The following is an 18,702-nucleotide window of genomic DNA, read 5'->3' as shown; positions in this document are numbered from 1 at the left end:
AGGAGAGATTCCAAAAATTGGAATCTCTTTTTTAGTTTACCATAAAGTCAAAAGTTCCACTTTCAACTCCATTGATTAGAATTGTGATGCTATGTTGGCCTGGGTAGTGTTTTCTTGTTGATAAGTTTTTGAATGAGTGTGTTTTGTTGTATGATAATGTTTTGTCATTTTCAATTGTGTTTTCGGATATTTTAAAGATTTTTCTTGTACGGTTACCTTTTGACTTTACATAATCAATTGCGAATTCGATTCTAAGTTTTGTAGTAGTCGGTTCGTTACTATGAATTGTAAATGAAAAGTTTAAGTCACCACCAATTTCGATTTTGTCTGATTGTAATTGGAATTTGTCTATATGGATTGCTTTTGTCGTTTGAAATCCAAATATCGTTAAAGCTTCTATATTCCCTTTTTTTAATAATGTTCTACATGCATGCTTTATAATCCAATTCGTATGTGGATTTTTACCGTACCATTCTTTCGCAATTTTTAATACTAGAGTTGGGTGGTCTTTCGAAATATCGTTTAAATTATTTGCTACACTTTTGCGAACATATAATGACTCGTCTTCCTTTAAGTTTTCTAGAATAGGAAGAATTGGAGTTGGGTCTTTTTTTAGATTTTTTAGAACCATCCCCCAAGGTAATTTTGGACGGCATCCTTCACTTGCAAGTCTTCTTACATGTTCATCTGGATGAGTAGACCATTTCAGCATTTGTGTCATCATTCGTTCTTGGTCTTGAACAATGAACGGTCTAACAGCAAATTCTGATGTTGAGTGCTTTGTGAATAATTCTAGGGCTTCTATTGATTTTTCCCAATGATCTAAGCCGTACACTTCAACAAAATCAGGAAAAAAAATACTACTTAATTGGCCTTTTGGAAATTTCTCTAATATACTACTTAAAATCTCTATTGATTTTTCATATTTGTTTGGAAGTGTCTCTCCCAAACAAATCGTAATATGTCTCATTCTTTCCTTTAATGTTTTTGCTTCCCAGCTCTCATTGAAAACCTTATCCATAAATGTTTCTCGATTAAAAACTGTATAAACGGTATTAATTTCATTTGCAATTTTTGAAATTAAATCGTGGTTATATAAATCTTTTAAAGCTTCTGCCATATTAAATCTCCATATTTTTATTTCAATCGATTCATTAAACGATCTCACCTAGTAATGTGATTGGTTGTAAGATTTGCCTTTTTAATCCTTCAATCGCATCCTTTTTAATAATTGCTAGAGCACATGTCGCGGGACCTGCCGATTTATGTAATGGGATACTAGATTGATTAACTAATTTTATATCGATAGTATGTGTTTCCATCAACTGATTCAATTCATATTGAACGCCTTTTGAACCGATCGGTAATAGATCTGAGACTTCTTCGCAATTTGTTAATTGCTTTAATGTATTAAAGTTAATGATTTCTTTTTTATTTTCATTTAAATCCTCTAATACTTCATTTCCTACTTTTGGATAACCAATTAATATTACACGATCCCCTGAAATGACTTCTTTTCTATTAAACGGATTATAAATTTCTCCCATTAAAGTAATTCCTAAACCTGTTTGTTTTGTTGGAATATTTTCTTCTGTACTTCCTGTAATATTTATTTCTAAGTTGTCTTCATAAAAATTAGCTTCATTATATTCTTTAATCGCTTTTTCAATCCCGTTTATTATTCGCTTACCTCTTCCGTTCATTTCTACACATAAAGTATTAATTAAAACAGTGGGCTTAGCACGAAATGCTAATGTTTCGACTAAACATAATTTCGCTGTTAAATAACCTACAATGTCTTCATCAACTTTAATGAGATCAAGCTCACTCATCCCTATTCCACCGCAGCTATCACAAGCAATAGTAAAATAACGACTCCCATCTATATGCATTAAAGTTAAATCTCTATATTTTGAAATTTGCACGTTTCATCACCTTTTGAAGTATAAATGCTAAAACAATATTTGCCGCTGAAGCTAAAGTCAAAGGCACAACCATTAAGATAAAAAAACTACTAATAGTCTTTACTGTAAACGAGTGATTCAAATAAGCAATTAATAGACCACTTAACAAAGTTGCAACTGGACCATTTAAGATAATTGCCACGATCATTGCGATGTATTGATTCATTTTTTTAAATAATACGCCAAACATCCAAACAATCACAAGCATTTGTATTGCGATAAATAGATGCACTGGTACTGTAAATGGAAAACCTGAAGTAATTGCTGTAAGAAGATGACCTAGTGCCCCTACAATCCCGCCTGCAATCGGTGAAATCAACATAGCAGCCAGAAAGGCCGGCAATGAATCGAATGCGATAGAATAAACTATTTTTATATTAGACAGTACTGCACTTAATGCGATAAATAATGAAAGTAAAACAATTCTTTTTGTGTTCATGTTTCTCCATCCTCTTAATTTAGTTGAATGATATTTTTCAAAAATCCAAAACCGTCATTATACTCAATTTCAATAATACATCCATTACTCGTATAAAATTTCCAGAAATGACTTAAATCTAAATGAAGTAAATTTAAGAGTAGTACCTTCATAATCCCACCATGTGATACGACTATTACATCTTCATTTTTTGATCTAATATCATGACAAAATGTATTAACTCTTTCTGCACACTGCTTTAAGCTTTCCCCATTCGGAATTTGAAAATGAATCAAATCTTCATTCCACTTTTCTACAACTTCAGGCACTTCATTTAAAAGATCAGTATATGTTTTCCCTTCAAATAGCCCAAAATTTGTCTCTTGTAACCGATGATCAACGATTTTCGATTCTCCTATTAAACCTTCAATCGCATCACTTAATAAAGTGCATCTACGAAGTGGACTAGAATACAAAGTAAAGTGTGAAGTAGGCTCAATCATTTTCGTAAACTGGGTGATCACACCACCTATTTGACTTAAGCCTTTTTCTGTTAAATCAAAATCAGTCATTCCTGCATAAACCTTTTGTCTATTTCCAATGCTTTCTGTGTGTCTAATTAAAAATATTCTCATACTAATCTCTCACCTATAACAGCAAAAATTAAAAAGCATAATTGGGAAACTTCAATTGTAAATCCAATTACATCCCCTGTAATTCCATCAAGTTTTTGATTGATTCTTTTCGTTATAAAAGTAATAAAAATAAACGTGATACATACCGCAAAAATAATGGCTATTTCATTGAGTAATACACTACTTACACAAATGAGTAACACATATGTAATTAGAACAAATAATGAATTAGATTTTTTGGCTTCGATTATAAATTGACTTCCAAATCCTTCATTTCTAGCATAAGTACTAATTCTGCATGTAAATAAGGCAATGCATCTTCCAATAATCGGAAATAAAAACATAACAAATGTTGTACTCTTTGATAAAAATAACCAATCTCCTAAAAATAAAACAATTAAGGAAATGACCCCAAATGCGCCAATGCGACTATCTTTCATAATTTCTAGTATTCTTTCTTTTGAACGATAACTAAAAATTCCATCTGACGTGTCAGCTACTCCATCAAAATGTAATCCACCTGTTAAGAATAAATAGACTAATAGAATAAGAAATGCACCTGCTTCTTTGTCCAAAACTAACGAGATTCCAGTATTCAAACTAACTAGTATTAAACCAAATAACACACCTACTAATGGAACCAATCTAATTCCTTTTCCTAGTTCGGCTTCAATAAAATCGTAATTTTTAACCGGGATGGTTGAAAAAAAACTAAGGATCATTTTAAATCGATTCATATTGGTACTCCTACTTTATTCTGAATGGTATACCAGCTGTAACGAGTATAACTTCTTCTGCTCTTGAAGCTATTTTTTGATTTATACGCCCAGCTATATCTCTAAAAATCCTTCCTAATCGATAAGATGGAACAAGTCCATAACCTACCTCATTCGATACAATTATGAATGTTTTACCGTGTTGATCACAAACGTTTATCAACTCGTTCACTTCATTTTCTATATCTACTTCTAGTTTATTTATTTGTTCATTATTCATCGTCTCAAAATCAATATCAGTATAATGATCAAACATTAAATTTGTAATCATAACCGTCATGCAATCTAAAATGACATATTTGGATTGTATAAATTCCTCATTCATTTTTAATTGATTAAATTGTTTATATCGCTCAACAGTATGCCAATCAATCGGACGATCTTCTTGATGTCTTTTAATTCTTTCATTTATATCTCCGTCAAATGGTATTGCAGTAGCAATATAGACTACTTCATTTGTGTTTGTTTGTAGCTCCTTTATTCGTCTTTCGGCATATGAGCTCTTCCCACTTCGAGCACCACCAATTACTAGAATCAATTTCTTCACCTCTTCTCCAAAAAATAGGGATTATTTTCTTTTAACCTAGCTCTCCAATTACAAATAATCCTACTAACAATATTATCATTATTAAAACTGACCCAAGTATTTTCTTTAAACTTGGTCTTGGTCCGTCTTTTAATACCCTTATACCCATTGGTAAAAGTACTATACAAAGAGCCGATGTAGCCACAATTGAAAATGGGGTTGTACCTTTTAAGACACCAAGTGGCAGCGAACTCATAAGTCCTAACATTATAGAGCGAATGAACCCCAGTACTCTAGCTCGATATGAACCAATGGCTAAAATAATCCAACCAAACATAATTAATGGGGATAGGCTATGGAATATATGAAACGCTCCGTAAGATTGCGCCATTACTTTTGTTGTAGAATCAACACCTTGAATTCGTACAAGCTGAAAAGCTAGATGATCAACTCCTGCATGAAAAGTACGAGCAAAAAGACCAAATATTGCAAAACTCCCTCCCCATAATGCCCAATTTGGTTTCTTTATACTGATTAATTTACAAAGTGAAATAACTGCTGGCCACAATAAGACGTTCCCAGCAACAAAGAAACTATATGATAAAAATAGTAAAGTTGGGTGCGCCTTATATGCTTCAAGCTGATCTGGGAAGAAGAAATGAAATCTACTTCTTAAAATGACACCTGTAAGCATAAAAATTGGACCTAAAATTAAGGAGATCCCACCTAACCATCGCCCTGGAAACCAATTATCTTTTACTCCTTCAGTCATTGCTTTTCTCCTTTTTATTCAGTTCATTTCTATCATAATTCATTTTCAATAAAAATGAGCATAAAAAAGAAGGTCTCTTTGATAAAATTTAACCTTCCTTTTTCGCTCTTCTTTTTTCAAAACAACTTTTATCTTTTATATGCTTTACTTCCTATAATACGCACATTTACTTTTATATCTTTTATTGAATTTGTATCGATATCATTCAGGGTCTTTATATCCCATTCTTTTCGATTAAATCGATAAGGCTTTTCTGAAATATTGAGAAGATCGGCATGAAGCACTTCTCCTTTTTTTACTGTCTTTAAAATTTCATTTTTCATTTTACTACTGATTTTAGAAGCAATTTTCTTTTTACTATAAAGATTCTCATTTTGTACGATGACTACATTAGTTTTTACTTTAATAATATACTTTGGCTTCTTACCACCTTTTACGACTTTAATTGAACTCTTTGAGCTCCTAACGACTAAATTCAATTTATCTTTTTCAAGTGAAAGTGGTAAACTGTAATTTTCTTGATCCATATAATCTAGTGCTTTTAATTCCTTTAAATTCACATGCCCTTTAAACTTTTTCTGTGATATTGCGTAGGCACCATTAATATAAGCTACTTTGTCTAATTCTTTTTCTTCAAATTTCTTATCTTCAATACCTAATGAAGGGATCAATAATGTTCCAACAGGTTCAGTATATCTTGATATATATTGATGAAATTTCAAGCTTAAAAAAATTAAGCCCCCTCTACTTTTCTCATCTGGATTCGTTACTACCGTATATAAAAAAGGTAAATTAAAGAAGCTTTGACTCCTTAAGATATCTTTAATATCCTGATCGGTACCATAAATCCACATTGTGTATCTTAATTGTGGTCTTCCGCTAATAAAGGAATTAACGTCCTTCAATTTTTTTTCAATAACCGATTTACTTAAAATGACACTATTTACATGACCATAATACAAAGGTATTGGTGAATGTGATTCCAATTTAGTTAATGCTGACTGTATACTTTTACCTTTTGCTTGACCAATTAATGGAGGAGCTGGTACTTGTAATGCCCCACTTTCTTGCTTAGCAATATTCGAAAAATTGAGTGCTTGAATCGTGACAACATACTGATTATCCTTAAAATCAATACCAAAACTTGTAACTAATGTTTGATCAATAATTGTGCGAGTTCCCCAACAACCTGTTAAAATGAGTAATTGAAAAATCACCAATATACTGATAAGTAATTTTTTCATCTTATTTCTCACTCCTTCTGACGGTCTTCATCAACTGGATGGAGTGATAGATTTCGTTTGACTTTAAACTTTTGAGGTAACTTAATAATTACATTTAAGAAATCAGACTTACTTGGAACAGATAGGATGGAAATATACGGTTGACCAAAGCTTTCTAACGAAACAATCAACGTTATAACTAGAAAAAAGCCAGTAAAAAAGCCAATTAACCCTAGAGCAGCCGATAAAAATAAAATAAAAAATCTGAGGATTACAATGTTACCTGAGATGTTTTGGTTAATTAATGTATAGCCTGAAATAACCGTTAATGCTACTACAACAAGCATTGCAGGTGAAGTTAGTCCTGCGCGGATTGCGGCATCGCCAATAAATAGTCCCCCTAAAACAGCTACAGTTTGACCTACTGCTTTCGGTAAACGAATCCCCGCTTCTTTAAATAATTCAAAAAAAACTAACATTAAACAAGCCTCTAGCGGTGCTGAAAATGGCAAACCGTTTCTCGACATACCAATCGTCGCAAGGAATGGATAAGGTATTTGATCTATATGATAAGTAACCATTGCAATATAAAACCCTGGTAGGAATATTGTTGTAATGATTGCCATAATTCTGAGATACCTAACTATATTTACGTAATAAAAACTTGCATGTATATCCTCTGGTGAATATACGAGTTGATTTAAATTTGTCGGACCTATTAAACAAGTAGGATTCCCATCAACAATGACTGCAAATCTACCTTGATTGATTGATTGTACGACGAAATCTGGTCTACCAATATTATCTAAAAGCGGGAAGATCGAGAAGGGTTCATCATATAAAGCTTCCTCAATTTCATAGCTACTTATAATCACATCTTTTTTAATATTACCTAAGCGTTGTTTAACATCTGCAAGAATTGCAGGATTAATAATATCTTCCATATAAACTAATAAAACTTTCGTTCGACTACGTTCACCGATTGTAAATTCGACACTTTTTAATGTTGAAGTCTTCAGTCTTTGTCTAATTAATGCCATATTTATTGAAATACTTTCTACAAATCCGTCTCTTGGACCGCGAATTGAATTTTCTAAATTTGATTCTTCTGGACTTCGTTGTGGAGGATTTGAAACAGGAATGAAGAAAACATCATTTAAATAAGAACTAAATATGACTAAATCTCCTGAAAATAAGTTTTCTTCAACTTCCTTTTTAATAGAAGATACATCTTTTAATCTCTTTGCTTCGACTATATTTCTTAATAACTCAAAATCAAATTTTTCTTCTTTATGGACTACGTTAAATATGTCATTAATAATTTGATTGCTAAATTGAACATCTATTAAGTTTGGACAAAACATAATGATGACAAAATGTGAGTCTTCTCCTTCTTTATACGATTTCGTTCTAAAATCAATATCCGAAGAGTGATTAAAAGACTCCATAAATTCTAATAGATTTAGGCTTTCTAAAGATGTCGATTCTTTTCTCATGTTGAATCACCTTTTAATTTTGAAATAACTAAAAATAACAACATCATACATATTAAAAAAATTAAATTGATAGGAAAGTAGTAGTATTGTAAAAAGTTATAAAAGGATGATGCGTTCCAGGGAATCATTACCGCTACTAATAAAAAAAGGGACAATAATGGTAAACTCCATTTTTTCCGTCCACTATAGTTGATGATATAATTTGCAATGAACAAATTTATACTAATCCGAATAAAAGCACCAGCTAACCACTGATAAATTGATAAAAAATCCAATCTTGTAATATTTTCACCTAAGGTTAAAAGCTTCCATTGTTCATAAACTGGATTTCTCATTTTTTCTGCCTCAAGTGGTCCAAATTCCATAATCGCTCCAGTTAATGGTCCTAAAATTAACATTAATAATATAAAACTTACAATCATTAGCCCTTTTACTTTTATTTTATCTTTCAGATAGGAGATTAAAAATAAAATAAAAATGATTTCAAAAAAACCTGAACAAGTATAAATAAAACCATGAAAGAAATCTTGGTATCCTCTTTCGAATATAGGAAATAGTAGGCCGTAATCTTTGTTCTTTTCATTTCCAATACCAACCAAGAAACCAAATAAAACAACAGGCGGTAAAATTAAAAATGCTGCCGTACTAATTGTACGAAGCCCTTTACATGATGCATAAAAACAAATCAGTGCAATTAATAAAACTACGACAATATCTGGAATATCTTGTGTATAGTTTATATTTGCCCAAATAAGTGTAAAACGAAAAGTAACAAAAGCTGAAAATAAAAAGTAAGCTACAAAAATGCCTGATAATATATAAGCTAATGGTTTATACAATACTTTAAACATTACAGACAAAATATCTTCATTATTAAACTTCTTATACAAATAAAAAACTAAAGCTGTCCAACTTATAAAAGGGAGAATACTAGCCATAACCGTAATCCAAGAATCTCGATGAGTTGATGTCAAAACACTAGGAACGATAAACACGTGCAACATAAATCCAGTAGACATAATAAGCAAGATATAAATATGAGTTGAATAAATAAACTTTTTATTCATAAAAAGTCTCCCTACAAATCCTTTATTCCTTTAAATTAACCTGAAACGAATTTTATTATGTATAAATTTACCAATTAACTAAAATAAAAAGCCTTCTCCCAAAAAATAATCGGGAGAAGGCTGCTTTTATTATTTGTTTAATCCTAACTCTGTTAAGATACTATCTAATGTAGCACCTTTATAAGTAGTTTTTGGTTTTGGTGCTTCATCAACAGTAGGATTTTGTAATCCAAAGTTTCGAACAACAAAGTCCATATCCTTTTTATCTACTACTTTATCAAAGTTAAAGTCTGCTGTAGCTTTATTTGTACCCCAATAAGTTTGTACAGCTAATGCATCTAACACATCAATTACATCATCTTTATTAACGTCACCAGCTGCAGCTGTTAATAAACTCAAGTTATATCTTTTTCCTAGTTCTTCGCCACGTACTTTGTCTGATAAAAGTACTTGTTTATTCATTGTAAAATGCCCAGGTACATCAACTTTATAAGTATAAGGTTTTGTATCTGCTTTCAGTCCTTCAGCACTAAATTGTCCGCTTTTGTTGATCGAAGGTTGCACAATTGTTTTTCCATCATAAGAAGTAACGGTTACTTTTGCTCCAATTGCACTTTGATCAAGCGCATAATTTGTGTTACCTGTTGCCGGATCTGTTGTTCCTTCTAAGCGTAATGCACCATCAATTTTTGAATAAGTGTTCTTAATTTTATAAGATTCCATGTACGCATAAACATCATTTGTCACAACATTTGATTGGTCGATTGTAGACGCAGTCATTGTATACCAGTCATTTGGAGTTGATCTTGTATATTTCTCTGCTGTTTTCATATCGAAATTAAATAATTGTAAGTCTTCCGGTAAAGCTTTTGTTCCATTATAAGTAAACGTAAATGTATAAAGCTGACTTAATCCAGAAGGTACTGAAGTAACTGAAACTTGTGCATCACCATATTGTTTTACTGCATCATTTACAGTGACATTTTGAATTGTTGCTAGATTTGGATCAACCTTGAAATTAATTTTAGTTGTTTTTAAGTTTTTAATATTATTTGAACGAACACTGTAATTTACAGTATCACCTGTTGTTACTGTTTGTTTATTTGCTTTTAAGTAGTAGTAAGGGAAATTTTGATCCACGAATACTAGTCTTAACATATTTGTTGCATTTCCAGTAAAGTTTCTTGCTGCATCCATACCATAGAATGAAACTTGTAATGGTGTAGAACGCTTCTTCACTAAAATTTGGTCAGTATAGTTTCCGTTCTTATCTGTTTTAATTGGTTTAGCCGGGAACGGACTGTCGTGAAACGATACAACTGCATTATTTGACTGATCTACTGGGAAACCTAAGCGGCTTGCTTCAGCAGTTTCAGGATCATTTAGATTAATGTTAAAGTCATATAAGAATTCCCCGTTTGAATCAAATTGGCTATCTTTGTATTCAATTACTTTTTGATCTAATGTGTCAAAGCTAGAAGTCATAGTAGGTGCTGCAACATCGTAAATAAAATCAGTGGTTTTTACGAATGTTTTACCTTGTTCATTCGTACCAACTAATTTTAATTTATAGTTTCCTGCTTTTGCTACTACTGGATCATAACTAATTGGATTTTTGGCATCACCAGTAAATGGATAGTAAATTGAACTAAATCCTCTTCCAATAAAGTAATCTTGATTTTCATTCATTGTAATAGGTGTGAAAGAACCAACTAAACCAAGATCCTCACCTGTTTTAGCATCTTGTAGTAATACATCTAATGTTTTCATATGTGATTTCAATGAAAGATCAAATGATAAGAACGGAAATGAATTTGCTGGCCAGCTCGTATCATTACCAAACATTGGATTATCAATTTTAAAATAATCAATGCCTTCATCGACTACACGCCCACCAAATGGGATTTGATATGTTTCTGATGGATCCTGAGTATTTGTAAATGTAATAAATCCTTCATAAGTTCCTTTTTCTGCTGTTTTTGGAATATTTAAGTTAAACTTAACATTCTTTTGGCTAATTCCATTTAATTTTACAGAAGTAGGACCAGTTAAAGTTACATTGTTCCCAGTTGAATCTTTTGATCCTCTTAATCCAGTTTGGAATTTCACATTAACATTAAATGTTTTTGCTTTTTCGCTACGATTTTTTAATGTAATATTACGAGAATCTGCAATATCTTGATCATTGGAACCAAAAGATCCGAAGCTAATGCCACCTGTTAATTCTTTAATTGATTTTTCTTTACCATTAATATAAGTTGGCGTTTGGTCTACTACTTCTAATTCTACATTGGAATGAATCGCTTCATATGCGTCAACACGTCCACTACCTGCTTCAAATACACTATAAGCTTTTGATAACGGATCCGCTGTATTCATAAGAATTGATTTAATATCTTCTGGTTGTAATTCTTTATTTGATTGAAGTAATAATGCCGACACACCTGCTACATAAGGTGTTGCCATTGATGTTCCTGATAAGCGCTCATACGCATATTTATAATCTTCAGGTTTCGATCCATCACCAGTTTTATTATTTACATAAAATGGTACAGTTGAAAGGATCGCCACACCAGGAGCCGTCACTTCCGGTTTAATATCATAATTTACTCGAGATGGACCTCTTGAACTAAAACCAGCTAATTCGTCTGATGCTGTTTGCACCTTTTTAAAGTCTCCAAATGTGAAGTTTGATGCACCAGTTTTAATTGCAGCTGCAATTTCTATACCCTCCTTATTAGATATAGAGAATGCTGGAATTGCATCAACTGATTCACCAAGGAAAGATTGGATTGCACCTTCAGCTTGATTTGTTTCGTCGTTGTACATTAAAACGCCAACTGCACCTTTTGCTTTTGCATTTTTAATTTTATCGATTAATGCAATCGTTCCACGTTTGATGAAAGCAATTTTCCCATTTACATCTTTACCATTAAAATCTGCAGGATTACCTAAACCAACATCAACTAACTGATATGTTTTTCCCTTTAAAGTTGTTAAGTCATCAGAATAATTTCGAGCTAATTGTCTAACTGAATAGTTTTTACCATTATTAATTCCAGCATATTGATAAACATCTAATGCGATTGACGATGCACCAACTGTTAATGCTAATGCTGCAGCACCAGGAGAACCAAGCGTATACATTTTATCACCGCTATTTCCTGCTGCAACAACTGTCGTTACACCACTTAACACAGAGTTATTTACTGCAATCGATGTTGCATAAAGCGGATCATTTAAGGTTGCACCTAGTGACATATTAATAACATCCATACCGTCTTGAACAGCTCGATCAATTCCGGCAATAATGTCTTCCTCAGTACCAGATCCATAAGGCCCTAACACTCGATATGAATAAAGATCAGCATCAGGTGCTGCACCAATTGTTTTATATTCACTATTGGCTACACCACGTCCACCAATAATACCAGCTACGTGAGTACCATGTTCAGTGTAATAAGTTGATGAGCCACTAATTTCAGGCTGACCTGATTTTTTCCAATCTGCATAAGTTGTTTCCATCGGATCATTATCGTTATCAACGAAATCGTATCCACCTTTAAAAGCATCCTTCAAGTCTGGGTGATGATAATCCATTCCTGTATCTAGAATCCCTACTTTAATTCCTTTACCCGTAAACCCTTCAGCATGTAAGCGATCTAGGGCATCATATGGAGTATAGTTTGCAACATTTGCTTCATCGGCTTTCAGTTGATCATTTTCTTTTGGCGGATCAATTGTAAATGTTTGGTTACTCCACACCTTTTTTACAGCTTTAGATTTTAGTAGATTCTTAATTTGGTTTGCTGGTAATGTCATGGAAACACCATTAAATGCGTGTTTATATGATTGATTGATTTTATAATCTACTTTTTTACTTTTGCCACTTGTTATAACTTGGCCGACATCTTTCGTAAAAGTATCATGATCTTGATCAATTAGCTTTTCAGCATCTGTTTTCGTTAAAGTTTTCCCTTCTACGCTCGCTTCAATTTGAGCAACCTTAACTGGTTTATTGGCAAACTCTACAATGACATTCGTTTGTTCAGTAGAGTCCAAGTTAATATCTGAGGAAATTTGAAGCCCAGTTTCTTCACTAGTAGAAAGCTGCTTAAGAGCTGCTCTTTGCTCTGAATTTAAACTTGCCAAAATATCTTCTGCCTTACTTGGACTTGCTGCATTTGATACATTTGTTACTTGTCCAAGAGAACCTAAAATAAAACTAGATGTTAAAGCTAAAACAGTAAAACTTTTTAGAACTTTACTTTTTTCTCTCTTTTCCCCCATTTTTCTTCCTCCAGTTCATTTTTCTTCTTAGATTGCCTTATCCGTTAATACTAGAAATAAGTTTTTTTGACAACTTCTTCAAGTAATCAACAAAATAGAATGACATTTGTCGTTTATTTCTATTAATTATATTATTATGAATTTTCTATTTTTAATCAATTGGGTTATAACAAACCCTGATTTATCAACGTTTACTAAATACCCTTTTAAAAAATTGACAAATTACAACATAATTCCCCATCAGAATAAACCAATTTCATGCAATTTACATTCAATCTATTAATTTATTAGCCTATTACCACGAAATAAATTTCTATAAAAGACAAAAATAGGAGCCATCTCAAATTTCACACGATGTCTCCTTAACTCTATTGGAACAATTATTTGTTAATCTAAATAGTGGGGGTATTTCAGGATGTACTTTTCATTTGTGGTTGAGATACTTCTCTATTTTTAAAAATAATTAAATCGTTTAGTTGAAATTGTAAGATTTAGATTACATTAGCTAGTTTTCCATTTAAATTGATCTTCTATTATACAATTTCCGAGTCATATTACCCCATCCGGTATGGGGAATTATTAACTTTATTTGCGATTTCCTTGGATTTAATTGCAGTTTTGGCAATTTTTATTGCTATTCTCTAATTTTAATTGCTGTTTTATTAATTTTAATTGCGATTCTCAGATTTTATTTGCAGTTCACTGTTTATTTGAACTTGCCAATATTTATTTGCATAGTTGGACCACTTAATTTGAATTTGTCAGCAAAAAAAACGAGGGACCCCTTTTGGGATACCCTCATGTTATTTACATGCTTACAAATGTATGTTCAATGGACTCATATAACTCGGCAGCTTTTTGAAACTCTTTAATCTCTATATAGTATTTATATAATTTCTTACCAAACTGTTCGATATAAAATTTATTATTAGTAGAATAAAAGAATGGGAGTGCCTCATCCGATAGATATTGATAAAATTTTTCACGGGCTCCCTCAGCCTTAAGCTTAAATAGTTTAATCAATGTAATATGTACTGGGCTTTTTAACATTTTTGCTAATGCTAATGCTCTTTTCATCACACCAAGAAGTATCTCTTTTTCTAATAGTATGCCTTCTGTACATGTCTCTAAATAATTGCACAAACGTCTTAAATAATTGATTGATTTTTTATTTTCGGTTTCATTAATACTTTCCTCAAAATAATACAATGCAGTTTCATACTCTTCTCGCTTAAAGTATTTCACTCCGAGATTATTTAATAAAATGGCCTTGCGTTCGCGATCTCCTAATACTTCACAGTTATGAATCAGATCTTTATAGCGTTCGACAACTTCACTAAAATTCATTTCTAATTCACTACCGTACTGCAATAGCATAAGGGTTTCGGAACTAATTGCAAATAAATAATTATTCGTCTTCTGAAAAAACTTAAGTGCCATTTCAGCATATTTATACGCTAAGATTTTTGAGCTTCCATAATGATAGGCAATTGCTAGATGGTGATAATATTCTTCATTTCGATACTCATCAATATTAATCATCTTTAATACTTTAATTGCCTTTTGATGGTCTTCGCTACTTAGGCTAGTATAGTTCGATATATAGTACATACCTTGAAGATGATAGAATAAATTTTTCTCGAAAGGAGATAAATCACTAAATTCTTTTTTTACATATGTAAGTATTTGCTTAACCATATCTAAATTTTGATAATGAAAATAATACCTTGCTCTTAGTAAATTATAGTGGGCTGCATATTGTGAATAGTCAATAAAGGGCAATTGTTCAAGTTCTGCTTTATATTCTTCTATTTGAGCTTCTTTTTTCATGATTAATGCATCATGCCATAGTTGTAATTTTTTCTCTAAATTATAAAAAGATTGGACTTCTTGATTAATATTAATTCCTAAACGATCTGAAAATAAAGCAATAATATCAGGTGAGTATGCCGTCTTACCTCTTTCAATTTTACTTACATGAGTAGTTGTACATATACCTTCTCCAAGCATAGCTTGAGTTAACCCCATTTTTTCACGATAAAACTTTATGATTTCCCCCTCAATCATATGCACCCTCCTCTATCTCTATAAACATACTTATCTAAATATTCTTTACTAAATTTTAATATCCTTTTAAGGAAAAAACAATTAATGATTTTTACCTAGTACTAGTAAATTATAATACAAATCCAATACATTATTACTAAAAAAAAGATAGGATCCAAAAATGAAATCCTATCTTAAAGACTAATTTATTATTATTCATTTATTTCTAAAGACCTATTCAACCCAATATGTTAATCTTCATCTTTCTTCATTTAAACCAAAGATAAAATTCCTTTTTTGACTCTTTTTAATCACTTAACCCACTTATTTTGAAAATTTGCTATACTAAACATGTGTGAAAAAATTTTTTTTGACAAAAATTAATATATGCGAAATAATTTTCATATGAAAGGGTTTTCATATTATTATTAAAAAAAACTCTTTTTTCCTATATAATAATAATTAAGCAAATTATATTACTTTTCTAAATCTTTAAAATGCATTTTTTTCAATTCAATACTATATTAAAAATTTATTTATAACTAAAACTCAATTTACTCGAAAGGTGTAAACAATATGGAACAAACGAACAGCTTAGGTAAAATTCGTTCTTACTATGCGCGATTAAGTGATAAAGAAAAAAAGATTGCTGATTATATATTACAAAACCCAAAGCATATAATTCACAGTACAATTACAGAAGTAGCTGAAGACCTAAACGTTGCTGATGCAACTGTTTTTAGATTTTGTAAACGGATTGGATTTAAAGGTTACCAAGCGCTCAAAATTGCATTAGCATCTGAAATTATGACACCGATTCAGCAAATCCATGAAGAAATTAACGAAACTGACGATGAGATAACAATCGCGAATAAAATATTTCAATCTAATATTCGAACACTTGAAAACACTGCCCAAATTCTAGATAGTGCATCGTTTAAAAAAGCAGTAAATCTTATATTAAAAGCTAATAAAGTTGAATTATATGGTGTAGGTGGCTCATCTGTTATTGCAATGGATGCCTTCCATAAATTTATTCGCACAGGAATAAAAGCAAACTCATACACTGACTCACACTTTCAATTAATGTCAGCTTCTCAACTGACAAAAGAAGATGTGGCGATTGTTATCTCGCATTCAGGCTCAAATAAAGACATCCTTCGTATTTTGCAAGTATTAAATGAAAACGGTACCAAAACGATTGGAATTACAGGTTTCCCAAAATCTACGTTAAGTCAAAATGTTGATGTCTCGCTTTACACCTCTTCCGAGGAAACAGAATATCGACCAGAAGCACTGGCATCTAGAATTGCACAATTAAGTATTATTGATGCATTATACGTAAACTTAATGATCTTAAACTCTCATAAAGCTAAAACATCATTTGAAAAAGTTAGAACAGCAATATCAGAAACAAGATCTTAATATTATTAGGAAAATGATGTCTCTAATAAAAGTCTTGAGACATCATTTTTATTTATATTATTTAGCGATTTGACTAACAAATTTCTTCATAAACTTCAAAAGCTTCATATGCATAATTGCCATTTCTTCAGGGGTAATTGGTTCTTCTTTTTCTAGCCATTGCTCCAAAAGTCCAAAAAATGCCGATGAAATAAATGCAGTTGTGTATTCATGTGGAATTTCAATCATGTATTCTTCTTCTAATAAATCCACTAGTTTTTCATAAATCGTCTCTTTTATATGTTCCTTCATTTTCTTTGGAAAAGCTGGGTCACCTTTTGTACTGATTAAAATTTTTATCATTCGTTGATTTTCTTTTAAATAATGATATACATTAAGAATAGGTGGATAGACAATATCATTTGAATAAAACTCATTCATTTCTTTAGGCCTTATAAAGATAAGTCGATCCTGTAATCCTTCCAATATTTCATTTTGACTTTTTTCCATTAAATCATATTTATCTCTGTAATGTAGATAAAATGTACCGCGATTTAATCCTGCTTTTAAAGTAATATCTCTAACTGAAATAGCTTCGAATCCTTTTTCTTCTATTAAATCTAACAACGTCTCTTTTATTAATTTCTTTGTTTTTTCAACTTTTATTTCTCTCAATGATTGACTCATTTTAGATCATCCTTTTAGTTCTTACTAAACAAATCATACAAATGTGTTTAGTAATGAACACATTTGTATGATTTGCTTATTGTGATTTATTAAAACTCATTGTAATATCTTCACATAACAATAGTCAACACGTTGTTCAGTTATTTAATTAAAAGAATTAGGAGGTTATTAAAATGAACTTATTTAAACAAAAACAAGCTATATTAGCTCCTATACTAGTACTAGTTGTTGCGATTATCTTCAGTCTAACATTAGCATCATCCGTTAATCCTACACCTAAAAATCTTCCAATCGCGATCGTAAACGAAGATCAAGGAATTCAAGTACCTTCAAAAGGGACTGTTAATATAGGTGATATGATGGTTGCAAAAATAAATGCACTATCTAAAACGAAAAATGGTGAAAAACCAGCGATTAAGTGGATTCAAGTATCAAGTGAAGAAAAAGTACGTAAAGGTCTAAATAACCAAAAATATTATGCTGCCCTTATTCTTCCGAATGATTTAAGTAAAAATCAGGCTTCATTAAAAACAGCGAATCCTTCACCTATTACAATGAAAATTTTAGTTAATCAAGGTAAAAATACAAATGGATCAACAATGGCTAGTCAAATGCTGACTCATTTAGTAGAAAATCTTAACTTAACTATTCATACTGAAATTTTTAATGAATTAAAGAAAAGCGTGCGCTCAATTTCAGTTAATCAAGCTGAAGTATTAGCAAACCCAATCATAACGAAGGTTGAAAATGTAAATGCTATTGGAACACATACAGCAAATGGAAATGCACCAATAAGTTTAATCACACCACTTTGGATGTCTAGCTTAATTGGTGCTGTAATCGTCTTTTTAGCGAAAAAGAAAACAGTAACATCAAATTCAATTAGTAAATTAAAAGTTATTTTTGAACAATTACTATTAGGAGTAGTCCTATCCTTCCTAATCGGTTTCGGCATAACTTTAATGGCAAAGTGGATTGGCTTTACTCTTCCAAACTTCTTGGACGTTGCGCTATATTTAACGATTACTTATTTCTGTTTCCATATCTTAATTTCTGCTGTCATGTCTTGGATCGGCTTTGGTGGGGTAGGGATCTTTGCCCTAATCTTTTTCTTCTCGGGTTCTTTAATCGGAATGCCAAAAGAGCTTTTACCAACTTTTTCAAAAGACTGGATTTACTCATGGGTCCCAATGCGATTTGGTGCTGACGGATTAAGAGAAATTTTCTATTTTGATAAAGGATTTTCGATGAGTCATCCATTAAGTATTATTATTTGGATTGGTATAATCTCTATTATTGTTTTATCTTTATCTGCCTTTAAACCGAGAAAAGAAGAACTAAATCATATAGAAGCAGTAGCTATGAAATAATAAATCACACACCCAAAAAAGGGAAACC

Annotated in this window: 15 protein-coding genes; 2 read left to right on the top strand and 13 right to left on the bottom strand. The window is 31.5% G+C overall.

Features of this window, described 5'->3' with window-relative positions:
- Positions 1-31: 31 nt before the first annotated feature.
- From ACFVRR_RS20345 to ACFVRR_RS20290, 12 genes are all read right to left on the bottom strand, one after another.
- Positions 32-1,120 carry a DNA alkylation repair protein gene (locus ACFVRR_RS20345; protein ID WP_387332187.1) on the bottom strand — a complete coding sequence of 363 codons (1,089 nt, stop codon included), beginning with the start codon at positions 1,118-1,120 and terminating at the stop codon, positions 32-34.
- 34 nt (positions 1,121-1,154) lie between these two features.
- Entirely contained in the window at positions 1,155-1,925 is a 771-nt protein-coding gene (locus ACFVRR_RS20340; protein WP_387332185.1) for a hypothetical protein, read from the bottom strand.
- Entirely contained in the window at positions 1,906-2,403 is a 498-nt protein-coding gene (locus ACFVRR_RS20335; RefSeq protein ID WP_387332183.1) for an ECF transporter S component, read from the bottom strand. The genes ACFVRR_RS20340 and ACFVRR_RS20335 overlap by 20 nt, the downstream gene beginning before the upstream one ends.
- Positions 2,404-2,417: 14 nt before the next feature.
- Positions 2,418-3,017, bottom strand: a complete 600-nt coding sequence (locus ACFVRR_RS20330; protein ID WP_387332181.1) for a histidine phosphatase family protein — start codon at positions 3,015-3,017, stop codon at positions 2,418-2,420.
- Positions 3,014-3,754, bottom strand: a complete 741-nt coding sequence (gene cobS / locus ACFVRR_RS20325) for an adenosylcobinamide-GDP ribazoletransferase (RefSeq protein ID WP_387332179.1) — start codon at positions 3,752-3,754, stop codon at positions 3,014-3,016. The genes ACFVRR_RS20330 and cobS overlap by 4 nt, the downstream gene beginning before the upstream one ends.
- 10 nt (positions 3,755-3,764) lie before the next feature.
- Positions 3,765-4,340, bottom strand: a complete 576-nt coding sequence (gene cobU / locus ACFVRR_RS20320) for a bifunctional adenosylcobinamide kinase/adenosylcobinamide-phosphate guanylyltransferase (protein ID WP_387332177.1) — start codon at positions 4,338-4,340, stop codon at positions 3,765-3,767.
- Positions 4,341-4,371: 31 nt separating this feature from the next.
- Positions 4,372-5,091, bottom strand: coding sequence for a hypothetical protein (locus ACFVRR_RS20315; RefSeq protein WP_387332175.1), 720 nt, complete (start codon positions 5,089-5,091; stop codon positions 4,372-4,374).
- Between the two features lie 128 nt (positions 5,092-5,219).
- Positions 5,220-6,335, bottom strand: coding sequence for a Ger(x)C family spore germination protein (locus ACFVRR_RS20310; protein WP_387332173.1), 1,116 nt, complete (start codon positions 6,333-6,335; stop codon positions 5,220-5,222).
- Positions 6,336-6,343: 8 nt separating this feature from the next.
- Positions 6,344-7,810, bottom strand: a complete 1,467-nt coding sequence (locus tag ACFVRR_RS20305; protein ID WP_387332171.1) for a spore germination protein — start codon at positions 7,808-7,810, stop codon at positions 6,344-6,346.
- The gene (locus tag ACFVRR_RS20300; protein WP_387332170.1) at positions 7,807-8,877 is read right to left on the bottom strand and encodes a GerAB/ArcD/ProY family transporter; all 1,071 of its coding nucleotides are present in this window, start codon (positions 8,875-8,877) and stop codon (positions 7,807-7,809) included. The genes ACFVRR_RS20305 and ACFVRR_RS20300 overlap by 4 nt, the downstream gene beginning before the upstream one ends.
- Before the next feature lie 129 nt (positions 8,878-9,006).
- Positions 9,007-13,167 (bottom strand): S8 family serine peptidase, encoded by a 4,161-nt coding sequence (locus ACFVRR_RS20295; RefSeq protein ID WP_387332168.1) that lies wholly within the window; start codon positions 13,165-13,167, stop codon positions 9,007-9,009.
- A gap of 807 nt (positions 13,168-13,974) precedes the next feature.
- Complete coding sequence (locus ACFVRR_RS20290; RefSeq protein WP_387332166.1) at positions 13,975-15,234, bottom strand: helix-turn-helix domain-containing protein; 1,260 nt, start codon at positions 15,232-15,234, stop codon at positions 13,975-13,977.
- A gap of 555 nt (positions 15,235-15,789) precedes the next feature.
- Here ACFVRR_RS20290 and ACFVRR_RS20285 point away from each other — a divergent pair.
- The gene (locus tag ACFVRR_RS20285; RefSeq protein ID WP_335473299.1) at positions 15,790-16,638 is read left to right on the top strand and encodes a MurR/RpiR family transcriptional regulator; all 849 of its coding nucleotides are present in this window, start codon (positions 15,790-15,792) and stop codon (positions 16,636-16,638) included.
- Positions 16,639-16,695: 57 nt separating this feature from the next.
- Here ACFVRR_RS20285 and ACFVRR_RS20280 read toward each other — a convergent pair whose 3' ends face one another.
- Entirely contained in the window at positions 16,696-17,304 is a 609-nt protein-coding gene (locus tag ACFVRR_RS20280; RefSeq protein WP_387332163.1) for a TetR/AcrR family transcriptional regulator, read from the bottom strand.
- A 173-nt stretch (positions 17,305-17,477) separates the two neighbouring features.
- On the opposite strand from ACFVRR_RS20280, the gene ACFVRR_RS20275 reads away from it, so the two are divergent.
- Positions 17,478-18,674 (top strand): YhgE/Pip domain-containing protein, encoded by a 1,197-nt coding sequence (locus ACFVRR_RS20275; protein ID WP_387332161.1) that lies wholly within the window; start codon positions 17,478-17,480, stop codon positions 18,672-18,674.
- The last annotated feature ends 28 nt before the right edge of the window (positions 18,675-18,702 follow it).

The sequence above is a fragment of the Gottfriedia sp. NPDC057948 genome (assembly GCF_042887255.1).
Lineage (GTDB): Bacteria > Bacillota > Bacilli > Bacillales > Bacillaceae_G > Gottfriedia.
Note: the sequence above shows the minus strand (reverse complement) of the source record. Positions and strands in the feature narration are given on the sequence as shown.